The sequence below is a fragment of the Streptococcus sp. HMSC073F11 genome, from assembly GCF_001810785.1.
In the GTDB taxonomy this organism is placed as follows: Bacteria; Bacillota; Bacilli; order Lactobacillales; family Streptococcaceae; genus Streptococcus.
Genome location: NZ_KV802678.1, coordinates 17931 through 29244 on the forward strand (window position 1 = coordinate 17931; position 11314 = coordinate 29244).

The window sequence follows — 11314 nt, forward strand, 5'->3', positions numbered from 1 at the left end:
TATCTATGAAACTATTGTTTAGAAATCAAGCCTATCGACTCTTGACTTTGTCACGCTTCTTCAATGCTTTTGGTGCTTCAATTTTTAACCTGGTATTTATCGTTTATGCATCGACCTTGCCACAAGCATCTTTTGCTGTTGCTATGGCGAATATTATCATGATTCTTCCGACTCTCTTTACAGTTTTTGTAGGAATTCGGGCAGATTACACAAGGGACAAGGTCAAATGGATGACCTATAGCGGTTTGTTTCAGGCTCTTCTCTTTTTCCTAGCAGCCCTAGTTGTTCAGCAAGCTAGTCTCTTTGCCTTTTCTAGCCTGTGTTTAATCAATGTCATTAGTGATGTCATCAGTGATTTTGCAGGTGGTTTGCGCATGCCTCTCATTAAGGAAAAAGTAGCTGAAGATGATTTGATGGAGGCTTACTCTTTTTCCCAGTTCATTACCTATATTTCAGCTATTGGTGGTCAAGCTTTTGGAGTCTGGCTCTTAGGGCTATCGGTCAACAATTTTTCCCTCGTTGCGGGAATCAATGCCTGTTTCTTCCTAGTATCAGCCGTCATCCTCTTTTTAGGAAAAAGCAAATTGAGCCTGTCAATTTCATCTCCTGATGGTGAATCACTAAAAAATGAGAAGCTTTCTATCAAAGACCAGTTCCTAACGATTTATCGGAATTTACGTCTCGTTTTTCTTAAAGGTGGACAGAAAAACTTTGGTTTTATGCTCTGTGCTGTCTTGCTTATCAATGCCTTGGGTGGCGCTTTAGGAAGCATCTATAACATCTTCTTTTTGAGCCATTCTCTTTTGGACTTTTCTTACACAGAGGCATTATTTATCAGTCAAGTCTGTGCTTTGTTAGCAATCATCATCAGTAGCCTTACGGGCAATGATTATTTTGGGAAGCAGTCCTTGCCTAGATTGATGATGTGGGTGACCGTAGGACTCAGTCTAGTTGGTCTAGCTAATTTATTCAATCAAGTCGTACTTGGTTTACTATTTCTCTGTTCAACTCTGTATGTGTCTGGTAAAGTTCAACCAAAGATTAGTGCCATGCTCCTGAAAAATCTAGCTCCAGAGGTTCTAGCTCGTACCAGTAATTTTTTAGGTTTATTGTTCACCTTATCCATACCTGTGGGAACAGCCTGTTTTTCACTTGTAGCCGTATGGAATATACAGTTGACTTGGATGCTATTTGTTGGTCTTTCCTTGCTAGCTATTCTTTTGACAGTTATTAATCTCAAAAATGATATCTAAATCCTAATTTTTTCTCACTGTTTTAATCCCTCTATTTATGGTAAAATAAGACTATTAAGTTTAAAGAGGATTCCCTATGAAATTACAAAAACCAAAAGGAACGCAGGATATTTTACCTGCTGAATCTGCCAAATGGCAGTACGTTGAGGGCTTTGCCCGTGAGATTTTCAAGCGCTACAACTATGCAGAAGTGCGCACGCCTATTTTTGAGCATTACGAGGTCATCAGTCGCTCTGTCGGAGATACAACGGATATCGTAACCAAGGAAATGTATGACTTTTATGACAAGGGTGATCGCCATATTACTCTCCGTCCAGAAGGAACAGCGCCCGTTGTCCGTTCCTACGTGGAAAATAAACTCTTCGCCCCAGAAGTGCAAAAGCCAAGCAAGTTCTATTACATGGGACCTATGTTCCGTTATGAGCGTCCACAGGCAGGGCGTTTGCGCCAGTTCCACCAGATTGGTGTCGAGTGCTTTGGCTCTAGTAATCCAGCTACCGATGTGGAAACCATCGCGATGGCAGCCCATTTCTTGAAAGAAATCGGCATCCAAGGTGTCAAATTGCACCTTAACACTCTTGGAAATCCTGAGAGCCGTGCGGCCTACCGTCAAGCCTTGATTGACTATTTGACACCGCTCAAGGAGACCTTGTCTAAGGATAGCCAGCGTCGCTTGGAGGAAAATCCTCTTCGTGTCTTGGACTCTAAGGAGAAAGAAGACAAGGTAGCAGTCGAGAATGCGCCTTCTATCTTAGACTTCCTTGATGAAGAAAGCCAAGCACACTTTGATGCTGTGCGTCAGATGTTGGAAAATCTTGGAGTAGACTATATCATCGATACCAATATGGTGCGTGGTCTGGACTACTACAACCACACCATTTTCGAGTTCATTACTGAGATTGAGGGCAATGACTTGACAGTCTGTGCGGGTGGTCGCTACGATGGTTTGGTTTCTTACTTTGGAGGCCCTGAAACTGCTGGATTTGGTTTTGGACTTGGTGTAGAGCGCCTGCTTCTCATTCTTGAAAAGCAAGGTGTGGCTCTCCCTATCGAAAACGCCCTAGATGTCTATATCGCAGTCTTGGGTGATGGAGCAAATGTCAAGGCCTTGGAATTGGTACAGGCTCTTCGCCAACAAGGATTCAAAGCAGAGCGTGATTACCTCAACCGTAAGCTCAAAGCTCAGTTCAAGTCAGCTGATGTCTTTGCGGCTAAGACCCTCATCACCCTAGGAGAGAGTGAAGTCGAAAGCGGACAAGTAACGGTCAAGAACAACCAAACTCGAGAAGAAGTGCAAGTGTCACTTGAGACAATCAGCCAAAACTTCTCAGAAATCTTTGAAAAACTAGGATTTTAATGATAGATAAACTGGTCAGGAACCTAATCCTGACCTTTTTCTTTTGCAAAATGACAAAAATCATAAACTTTTTGACAAATATGCTTGTCAAAAAGAAAAAGATGTGTTACAATATAAGCAAGTTAAGAGAAAAGGAGAAAGGAATGCTTAAAAATCGTCTAAAAGAGCTTCGGGCTCGCGATGGTCTCAATCAAACCGACCTAGCCAAACTAGCAGGGGTTTCCAGGCAGACCATTAGCCTACTAGAACGGGATGAGTACACCCCGTCCATTATCATTGCCCTGAAAATATCTCAAATTTTCAACGAAACAGTCGAATCGGTATTTCGCTTGGAGGAGGACGAGTGATGAACATGTATAAAGTGGTTTATTATATGAGTGTTCTTGCCCTTATTGTGAATGCCTTTGCTATGATTGGAACATTACTGGGGTGGTTCTATTTTGTTGAAAGTAAGTATTTGTTTTGGATTAACTTAGTCCTCTTGTCCATTTTCAATCGGTTGAAGAAAAAGGAGAAAAATGATGAACAAGTATAAAGTAATCTATTATGTAGTTGCTATAGCTCTATTAGTTAGCGTGTGTCTACTAATTGGAACAAATCTAGGATGGTTTGATCTCTATTACAGCGACCAATTTATTTGGGCCTACTTTGCTCTTATCCCAGTCGTTGACTGGATTGAAAAGAAAGCAAACAATCTAGCAAGTGAAAAAGGAGAATGAATATGGAAAAGAAAAGGAAACGTGGATTGTTGTTTTTAATGTCTGTTGTCTTGGGAGGTTTCTTGGGCGGTTTTGTAGGGATGTTTAAGGCTGCTACCGAATCCCACGAAATTATGTTAGATGTAAAAGTCTTGATACCATGGATATCAGCTATTTGTTTAGTGTTAGGTTTCATTAGCATTTTTTTGACATTCAATTTCTTAAAGAAAAGCAGAAAATTTCACTCCTTGTATCAAGAGGAAATGGATGATGATCTGAATGAAACCTATTATGTGCAGATGTATCGGAATCTCGAGTTTGGAACTATTGCTTTTAATAGTGCAAGCGTAGCGATTTTATTGGCTCTCTTCATTTCAGGAAGTGAAGTAATTGTACTCGATATAAGCCATATAACCTTATCCCTTTCCTTTTTGGGATTAGTGTTAGTTTTAAATGCTCAAAAATATCTTTTTAAGACCATTGCGATTGTTCGTCAGTTTGATTTAGTATTTTTCTCTACACCAAAGGATATCTTGGACCATTTCGATTCTTATGATGAAGGGGAGCGCAAGGCTAATTTGGAACAGAGTTTTCTGATTTTATTCCAATTAAATAACTATGTCTTGCCAGCTTTGTACTTTCTGATTGCTCTCTTTTCCTTACTGACAGGAGAGATTCAGTTACTAGCCTTCTTGCTTGTAGGAGCAATCCATATTTATATCAATGTGATGCAGTTACCTATGGTAAAACGTTATTTCAAATAAAGGAGTTTCTATGATTCGTGTTGAAAATGTAAGCAAAAGTTTTGGGAGCAAAAAAGCTCTTCATCAGATTTCTTTTGAGATTAAGGAGGGTGAAATCTTTGGTTTTCTTGGTCCTTCTGGCTCAGGTAAAACAACCATGATCAATGTCTTAACAGGACAGTTGGCTGCAGATCAAGGTAACACAATTTTGTTAGGCAAGAATTCTCAAGATTTAACCTCAAATGATTTGGAACAAATTGGTATTGTTAGTGATGGCAGTGGTTTTTATGAAAAGATGAGTCTTTACAAAAATCTTCTCATCTATGCTAAGTTATATGGCCTCAAGGCAGATAGAGTAGTTCAGGTGCTTCAACAGGTTGGATTGGCAGATGCTAAAGATATTATTGCAGAAAAGTTATCTACTGGAATGAAACAACGAATGTTCTTGGCTCGTGCCCTTCTGAATGCTCCTAAGATTCTCTTTCTAGATGAGCCAACCAGTGGCTTAGACCCTACAACATCTAAGATGATTCATACCCTACTTCAAGAATTAAAGCAGGCGAGGACAACTATCTTTCTGACCACGCATGATATGAATGAAGCAACTCTGCTTTGTGATCGCTTATCTCTTTTGAATAAGGGTAACCTAATAGAGTATGGAAGTCCGCAAGATATCATCCAGAAGTACCATGTGGATAAGAAAGTACGTGTGGTTTATAACGACGGACGAGAACAGATAGTTCCATTTGATGAATTACCACATTTAGACACGACAGATTTGATGGTGGTTCACTCTTGTGAGCCAACTTTAGAAGAAATCTTTATCAGATTGACAGGAGAAAAGTTAGATGTTTAGAAAATTAAATGCCCTACTATGGTTAAGATTACAAGTTCTTATCAGCAATTCAACTTTGTTGGCGACTCTATTGTTGCCTTTTGGACTGGCTGTTCTATATAATGAGTTCTTAAACAAGAGTGGAGAATTGAGTACGTATTTCCTTTCTATGAGTTTGACGATGGTCTTGAGCATGGGAAGTGGTTATATGGTATCGATTATGATGGCAGAAGATAAGGAAAAGCGCAATCTTAAATCACTCATCCTAAGTGGTGTGACAGCAACAGAATATACTTTCAGTATGCTCATTCTCCCTCTGTTGATTATGTTGCTTGGAATGATTTTACTACCAATCTATTTTAAAGTGGATGTATCAGGTTACTTATTGGCCTATGTTATCTATTTGGTCTTAGCAGCTATTAGTGTTATTTTTCTCAACCTTCTAATCGGTGCAGTGTCAGATACTCAGTCTAAAGCGCAAGTTTATAGTATGTTTCCTGTGTTTATCGTCTCTTTTTTACCCATGATTGCTCTTCAAAATGATACGGTTCAGAAAGTGTTGGATTACTCTTTTATTGGTCCAATTGTAAATCTTTTAAATAAAAAAGGTGGGGAAATATCTTTTTCTAATATTGGTATGTTACTTGCCTGGGTACTTGTGTTAGGAATAGCGAACCTCTTTGTATTGAAAAATAGCTATAAAGCAAGATAGGAGATTTATATGAAACTACTTAAAAACCTCGGCTGGTTTCTTCTAGCCATTCTATCTTTTCTGGTTATCTATGGGACCGTTCAAAGTGGGGCTGTAGAAGCTTTGAAACTGGGCGCTTCGCCCTATGCTACTACCTTGCTTTATGTGGCCTTGGCTGGAGTATATGTGTACGTCATTTATAAATGGTACCAGAAAGCTCCTGTTCATATTGAGAAGAGTGGCTTTAACCGATTTATTTGGCTCCCTGCCTTGGTTTGGTTCTTATCTCTGGTTGTCCAGTTTTTCTTGCCAAATGATCCTTCAGTAAATCAACAAACAGCGATAGACTTGACCTTGTCTCAACCCCTTTTCTCATTCTTTGCGGTCGTTATTTTTGCTCCTTTGACGGAAGAGCTTATCTTTAGAGGGATGTTGGCACGCTATCTCTTTCCTAAGCAGGACAATAGTAAACAAACTCTGCTTTTCCTTCTGGTAACAAGTGTTCTATTTGCCTTGATTCATTTCCCAGGAACTTTGCAACAGTTTTTGGTTTATGCTAGTCTAGGATTGAGTTTGGGGCTGGCTTATGTAAGTCGAAAAGGTCTTCTTTACAGCATTTCTCTTCACGCTTTGAATAATTTAGTCAGCTTTTTGATGATTCTCATGCTATAATAGAGTCAGGAGGTCACATGAAACGAGTAATTTTATTAGCAGTGATTCAGGCAGTCGTTCTATTTTTCATCATTGGAGCGCTAGCTTATGCCTTTAAGGGCGATTTCTTCTACAACTATCTAGCAGTAGTCTTTGCCCCTATTGCAGGTGTTTTGCGCTTTGGGACAGCTTACACAACAGAAATTGTCTTGCCTCGAAAGGCAGCCGAAATTGCTGAAAAGCGTAAAGCAGGCAAAAATTCAAAATAAAAGAGTCCGGTGAACTTCATCGGATTTTTGTATTGGCGTTAATTTTTAGAGTCTTCACTTGATTTTTAAAGTCAGGCAAACTTTTCTGATGATTTTCATGAAGAGCCTGCGCTTTTATGGTAAAATAGTAACAGAATAAAAGAGGAGAGAAACAATGAAACGTAGTATGTATGCTGGTCGTGTTCGTGAGGAACACATCGGACAAGAAATGACCTTGAAAGGATGGGTTGGCCGTCGTCGTGACCTTGGTGGTTTGATCTTTATCGACCTTCGTGACCGTGAAGGAATCATGCAGTTGGTTATCAACCCTGAAAAAGTTTCTGCAGAGGTCATGGCAACAGCTGAAAGCCTTCGTAGCGAATTTGTTATCGAGGTGACTGGACAGGTCGCTGCGCGTGAGCAAGCCAATGATAAGTTACCAACTGGTGCAGTTGAGTTAAACGTGACAGCTCTGACAGTGCTTAATACAGCTAAGACAACACCATTTGAGATTAAGGATGGGATTGAGGCCAATGACGATACACGTTTACGTTACCGTTATCTTGACCTTCGTCGCCCAGAAATGTTGGAAAATCTTAAACTTCGTGCTAAGGTGACCCACTCTATCCGCAACTACTTGGATGAGTTGGAGTTTATCGACGTGGAGACACCATTCCTTTCTAAGTCAACGCCTGAAGGGGCGCGTGACTACTTGGTACCGTCTCGTGTTAATAAAGGGCATTTTTATGCTCTTCCTCAAAGTCCACAAATCACGAAACAGCTCTTGATGAATGCTGGTTTTGACCGTTATTACCAAATCGTTAAATGCTTCCGTGACGAGGACTTGCGTGGAGACCGCCAGCCTGAGTTCACTCAGGTCGACTTGGAAACTTCATTCCTTACTGAGCAAGAAATCCAAGACATCACAGAAGGCTTGATTGCGCGCGTGATGAAAGAAACCAAAGGCATTGAAGTCACTCTGCCATTCCCTCGTATGAAATACGATGATGCGATGTCTCTTTACGGTTCTGACAAGCCAGATACCCGTTTTGACATGTTGCTTCAGGATTTGACAGCAGTGGTCAAAGGTGTAGACTTTAAAGTCTTTTCAGAAGCACCTGCTGTAAAAGCAATTGTAGTCAAAGGAGCTGCGGACAACTATTCACGTAAAGACATCGACAAGATGACCGAAGTAGCCAAACAGTATGGTGCCAAAGGTCTTTCTTGGGTCAAGGTGGTTGATGGAGAATTAAACGGACCAGTTGCCAAGTTCTTGACAGGCATCCAAGCAGAATTGACAACAGCGCTTGCTCTTGAAGATAAGGACTTGGTTCTCTTTGTGGCAGATACGCTTGAGGTAGCTAATGCAACACTCGGTGCCCTTCGTGGACGTATTGCCAAAGAGCTTGGCTTGATTGATAACGATAAATTCAACTTCCTTTGGGTGGTTGACTGGCCAATGTTTGAATGGTCTGAAGAAGAAGGTCGCTACATGAGCGCCCACCATCCGTTTACTCTTCCACAGGAAGAGACTACTCATGAATTAGAAGGCGATTTGGCTAAGGTTCGTGCCATTGCTTACGATATCGTCTTGAACGGTTATGAGCTTGGTGGTGGTAGCCTTCGTATCAACCAAAAAGACCTTCAAGAACGCATGTTCAAGGCTCTTGGTTTCTCAGCTGAAGAAGCCAATGACCAGTTTGGTTTCCTTCTTGAAGCCATGGACTATGGTTTCCCACCACACGGTGGTTTGGCTATCGGTCTTGACCGTTTTGTGATGCTCTTAGCAGGAGAAGAAAATATCCGTGAAGTCATTGCCTTTCCTAAGAACAATAAGGCAACCGACCCAATGACACAAGCTCCATCAACAGTCGCTCTCAAACAACTAGAGGAACTCAGCTTACAAGTAGAAGAAGATGAAACAAGCAAAACGAATTAAGCGGTGGCGCTATTATTTGCGCCGCTTTGCTTATCAGATAAAAATCTTACGAGTTTTACAAAGTATCTCTCGGGAAAAATATGATGAGAAAGTATCGGCTTCTCTGGTTTATGGCTTTCTGTCAGCAGTAGCAGTCAATTTCTTTTTTCAACCAGGGCACGTTTACTCCAGTGGTGCGACAGGTCTGGCACAGATTATCTCTGCCTTGAGTAATCACTGGTTTGGTTTTTACATTCCGATATCGCTAACCTTTTATGCTATCAATTTTCCGTTGATGATTTTGGCTTGGTATCAGATTGGGCATAAGTTTACAATCTTTACCTTTATCACAGTATCCATGAGTTCCCTCTTTATCCAGCTTGTACCAGTTGTGACCTTGACAGAGGATCCCATTATCAATGCCCTTTTTGGGGGTGTTGTCATGGGCTTGGGGATTGGTTTTGCGCTCCGTAACAATATTTCTAGCGGAGGTACAGATATCGTCAGTCTGACCATTCGAAAGAAAACAGGGAGAAATGTCGGTAGTATTTCTTTCTTAGTGAATGGGACGATTATGCTGATAGCAGGATTGACCTTTGGTTGGAAATACGCCCTCTACTCCATGATTACCATCTTTGTCTCCAGTCGTGTCACAGACGCGGTCTTTACCAAGCAAAAACGCATGCAGGCCATGATTGTGACCAATAATCCTGACAAGGTAATCGCAAAAATCCATAAAAAATTGCACCGCGGAGCAACCATGATCCACGATGCAGAAGGAACCTATAATCATGAGAGAAAAGCAGTCCTGATTACGGTTATCACGCGAGCAGAGTTTAATGATTTTAAACACATCATGAAACAAGTTGATCCGACAGCCTTTGTCTCTGTATCCGAAAATGTCCACATCCTAGGACGATTCGTAGAAACAGACAATTAATAATACTCAAAAGACCAGCCTTGAGGCTGGTCTTTATTTTTCGATAATTTTGTGTCCAATCAACTGGCGGTAACAAATTTGTTTATTGTTTTTGGCATCGTTGATTATCTGGAGAATGGTTTCAAAGGAAACACGTCCAAGTTCCAAGCTATTGATATCAACATAGGCTGCCAAGTTCAGTTTAGGGTTGACCGAGTCAAAGCTGAGGACAGGGACATCCAGTTGGTGTTTTGCGATGTAATCACAGACCCCTGCAGCAAGAAGGCTATCAATAGTAATAATAGCATCAATATTTGGATCATGTTCGAAGAGAAGTTTACTAAAGCGATAACCATTATCTTCAAGAAATTCGGTCGCAAAGTAGGTCAGATTTGGATCAATAGGAAGTTGGTATCGTTTAAGAGCTAACTCATAACCCATTAGACGATCTTGTGTTACGAAAAGTTTTTTGGTTCCTCCGATGAAGGCAATTCGCTTGCATCCTTTTTTGATGAAATATTCTGTTGCATCAAAACCTGCCTGGACATTGTCATTATCGACGAGCGGAATGAAGGGAGATAGAGATTTACCTAAGATAAGGAAAGGAAATTGCTCATCTGCTACTAGCTTAACCAAAGGATCCTCTTCTTGGGCATAGAGGAAAATCAAACCATCTACACGCTTACCATAGACCATCTGGGAAATAGCTTTGAGCCGCTCTTTTGCATCTTTCCCCGTTGCAATCTGGATAGCATAGTGGTTCTCAGATGCCACTTGGGCGATCCCTCGTAGAACAGATGGGAAGAAAGGATTTTGGTAAAAGGCATCCGAGTCGTCAGGAAGCACCAGGCCGATAACTTGAGTATAGCTACTTACCAAGCTACGAGCATTGAGATTGGGGTGGTAGTTGAGCTCCTTCATCGCCTTGCGAACTCGTTTTTTGGTTTCATCACTAATCGTTGATTTGTTTTGAATAACGCGGGTAACAGTTGAAGGTGAGACACCTGCTGCCTTGGCCACGTCTTTAATCGTAACGGGCATAAAAATCTCCTATTTATGATAATCTGGATCACGGAAGTGTGTCTTGTAAAAAATGGTGACCAGATAAAGAACAAAAAGAATGTTTTGTACAGTGATAAGGGTTGCCATATTTTGGCCAAAAAGTCCCAAAATAAGCGTAATCAGAGTGGGTAATCCTAAACAGTTCAAGATAAAATGGTAGCACTCTTTAAAGGTCCTAAATGAAAAGAGGCGTGATCTTTTAGTGATATAAAGGAGAAAGCTAGCTCCAAGAGAGACAATGAAGAAATTCAATCCAAAGAGAAAGCTTGCACCAAGAACGAGAAAGAGACTGATATAGACCCGGTTTTGTTGATACCAGTCTTTAGAAATGGCCTGGGTAAGATCTTCCTTACTCTGGAAACTCTCCGTTTGAATCGCGTGGTAGCGAATGCGAGTCAGTTCCTTACTTTCCTTGCTGATGACGAGTTCTTCCGTATCAAAATGAAGTTGCAAGTCCTTTGGAAATTCCGTGCTTTGGCTTGGACCAATTAAAAGAGAAGGCTGATGATTCTTCGTACCTGAGTAGTTCATCTTTCCATCAACGATTTGTGTATTCTCTGACAAGTCCATGATGGCTTCATCTGTCAGCGGTGTATAAACATTATCGATAAACGTATCCAGCGGATACGTTTCCTGCGAGCTGTTTTGAATGGCGATCGGAACCATAGACAAGCTAATCAAGAAAATACTGGTAAAAATCAATTGAAACCAGTTGAGTCCGAAACGTTTTGACAGGGGCTTACGAAATCCCCAGATACTAGAGAAATACGAGAATGGATATGGAAGCATAGGCATCTTTCTAAAAGTGTTTTCTATATGAGTATTATTATATAGAGAAATGTGCTTTATTTCAAGTCTAGGAGATAAATTGCTTGTTGCAAGAATATTATTTACAGTAACAATCGCTAATACTCAATGAAAATCAAAGAGCAAACTAGG

The 11314-nt window shown here is 40.8% G+C and carries 14 protein-coding genes; 12 read left to right on the forward strand and 2 right to left on the reverse strand.

Features of this window, described 5'->3' with window-relative positions:
- The first annotated feature begins 5 nt into the window (after window positions 1–5).
- The 12 genes from HMPREF2764_RS00095 (at window position 6) to HMPREF2764_RS00150 (ending at window position 9334) form a co-directional block, all read left to right on the forward strand.
- The gene (locus HMPREF2764_RS00095) at window positions 6–1253 is read left to right on the forward strand and encodes an MFS transporter (RefSeq protein WP_070526250.1); all 1248 of its coding nucleotides are present in this window, start codon (window positions 6–8) and stop codon (window positions 1251–1253) included.
- Window positions 1254–1329: 76 nt separating this feature from the next.
- Window positions 1330–2610, forward strand: a complete 1281-nt coding sequence (hisS, locus tag HMPREF2764_RS00100; RefSeq protein WP_000775866.1) for a histidine--tRNA ligase — start codon at window positions 1330–1332, stop codon at window positions 2608–2610.
- 143 nt (window positions 2611–2753) lie between these two features.
- The gene (locus tag HMPREF2764_RS09920; protein WP_031237122.1) at window positions 2754–2957 is read left to right on the forward strand and encodes a helix-turn-helix transcriptional regulator; all 204 of its coding nucleotides are present in this window, start codon (window positions 2754–2756) and stop codon (window positions 2955–2957) included.
- Window positions 2957–3145 carry a hypothetical protein gene (locus HMPREF2764_RS00110; RefSeq protein ID WP_070526253.1) on the forward strand — a complete coding sequence of 63 codons (189 nt, stop codon included), beginning with the start codon at window positions 2957–2959 and terminating at the stop codon, window positions 3143–3145. Before HMPREF2764_RS09920 ends, HMPREF2764_RS00110 begins: the two co-directional genes overlap by 1 nt.
- Window positions 3132–3329, forward strand: coding sequence for a hypothetical protein (locus tag HMPREF2764_RS00115; RefSeq protein ID WP_033682914.1), 198 nt, complete (start codon window positions 3132–3134; stop codon window positions 3327–3329). Before HMPREF2764_RS00110 ends, HMPREF2764_RS00115 begins: the two co-directional genes overlap by 14 nt.
- 2 nt (window positions 3330–3331) lie before the next feature.
- Window positions 3332–4072, forward strand: coding sequence for a DUF3169 family protein (locus tag HMPREF2764_RS00120; protein WP_070526255.1), 741 nt, complete (start codon window positions 3332–3334; stop codon window positions 4070–4072).
- A gap of 10 nt (window positions 4073–4082) precedes the next feature.
- A complete protein-coding gene (locus tag HMPREF2764_RS00125; protein ID WP_070526258.1) occupies window positions 4083–4907 on the forward strand; it encodes an ABC transporter ATP-binding protein in 825 nt (274 codons plus the stop codon).
- Window positions 4900–5598, forward strand: a complete 699-nt coding sequence (locus tag HMPREF2764_RS00130) for an ABC transporter permease (protein WP_020903388.1) — start codon at window positions 4900–4902, stop codon at window positions 5596–5598. Before HMPREF2764_RS00125 ends, HMPREF2764_RS00130 begins: the two co-directional genes overlap by 8 nt.
- A 9-nt stretch (window positions 5599–5607) precedes the next feature.
- On the forward strand, window positions 5608–6249 hold the full coding sequence (locus tag HMPREF2764_RS00135; protein ID WP_020903389.1) for a CPBP family intramembrane glutamic endopeptidase: 642 nt from the start codon (window positions 5608–5610) through the stop codon (window positions 6247–6249).
- A 17-nt stretch (window positions 6250–6266) separates the two neighbouring features.
- Entirely contained in the window at window positions 6267–6497 is a 231-nt protein-coding gene (locus HMPREF2764_RS00140; RefSeq protein WP_000832184.1) for a hypothetical protein, read from the forward strand.
- A 154-nt stretch (window positions 6498–6651) separates the two neighbouring features.
- Complete coding sequence (gene aspS, locus HMPREF2764_RS00145) at window positions 6652–8415, forward strand: aspartate--tRNA ligase (RefSeq protein ID WP_045610932.1); 1764 nt, start codon at window positions 6652–6654, stop codon at window positions 8413–8415.
- Window positions 8393–9334, forward strand: coding sequence for a YitT family protein (locus HMPREF2764_RS00150; protein ID WP_000806300.1), 942 nt, complete (start codon window positions 8393–8395; stop codon window positions 9332–9334). The genes aspS and HMPREF2764_RS00150 overlap by 23 nt, the downstream gene beginning before the upstream one ends.
- Before the next feature lie 33 nt (window positions 9335–9367).
- Here the strand turns inward: HMPREF2764_RS00150 and HMPREF2764_RS00155 are convergent, their stop codons facing one another.
- The gene (locus HMPREF2764_RS00155) at window positions 9368–10354 is read right to left on the reverse strand and encodes a LacI family DNA-binding transcriptional regulator (RefSeq protein ID WP_045618053.1); all 987 of its coding nucleotides are present in this window, start codon (window positions 10352–10354) and stop codon (window positions 9368–9370) included.
- 9 nt (window positions 10355–10363) lie between these two features.
- Window positions 10364–11164, reverse strand: a complete 801-nt coding sequence (locus tag HMPREF2764_RS00160) for a DUF1189 domain-containing protein (RefSeq protein ID WP_033588857.1) — start codon at window positions 11162–11164, stop codon at window positions 10364–10366.
- Window positions 11165–11314: the final 150 nt, after the last annotated feature.

Coding starts and splice junctions, on each gene's coding strand:
- HMPREF2764_RS00095 (WP_070526250.1), top strand. CDS start 6: ATGAAACTATTGTTTAGAAATCAAGCCTATCGACTCTTGACTTTGTCA.
- hisS (WP_000775866.1), top strand. CDS start 1,330: ATGAAATTACAAAAACCAAAAGGAACGCAGGATATTTTACCTGCTGAA.
- HMPREF2764_RS09920 (WP_031237122.1), top strand. CDS start 2,754: ATGCTTAAAAATCGTCTAAAAGAGCTTCGGGCTCGCGATGGTCTCAAT.
- HMPREF2764_RS00110 (WP_070526253.1), top strand. CDS start 2,957: ATGAACATGTATAAAGTGGTTTATTATATGAGTGTTCTTGCCCTTATT.
- HMPREF2764_RS00115 (WP_033682914.1), top strand. CDS start 3,132: ATGAACAAGTATAAAGTAATCTATTATGTAGTTGCTATAGCTCTATTA.
- HMPREF2764_RS00120 (WP_070526255.1), top strand. CDS start 3,332: ATGGAAAAGAAAAGGAAACGTGGATTGTTGTTTTTAATGTCTGTTGTC.
- HMPREF2764_RS00125 (WP_070526258.1), top strand. CDS start 4,083: ATGATTCGTGTTGAAAATGTAAGCAAAAGTTTTGGGAGCAAAAAAGCT.
- HMPREF2764_RS00130 (WP_020903388.1), top strand. CDS start 4,900: ATGTTTAGAAAATTAAATGCCCTACTATGGTTAAGATTACAAGTTCTT.
- HMPREF2764_RS00135 (WP_020903389.1), top strand. CDS start 5,608: ATGAAACTACTTAAAAACCTCGGCTGGTTTCTTCTAGCCATTCTATCT.
- HMPREF2764_RS00140 (WP_000832184.1), top strand. CDS start 6,267: ATGAAACGAGTAATTTTATTAGCAGTGATTCAGGCAGTCGTTCTATTT.
- aspS (WP_045610932.1), top strand. CDS start 6,652: ATGAAACGTAGTATGTATGCTGGTCGTGTTCGTGAGGAACACATCGGA.
- HMPREF2764_RS00150 (WP_000806300.1), top strand. CDS start 8,393: ATGAAACAAGCAAAACGAATTAAGCGGTGGCGCTATTATTTGCGCCGC.
- HMPREF2764_RS00155 (WP_045618053.1), bottom strand. CDS start 10,354: ATGCCCGTTACGATTAAAGACGTGGCCAAGGCAGCAGGTGTCTCACCT.
- HMPREF2764_RS00160 (WP_033588857.1), bottom strand. CDS start 11,164: ATGCTTCCATATCCATTCTCGTATTTCTCTAGTATCTGGGGATTTCGT.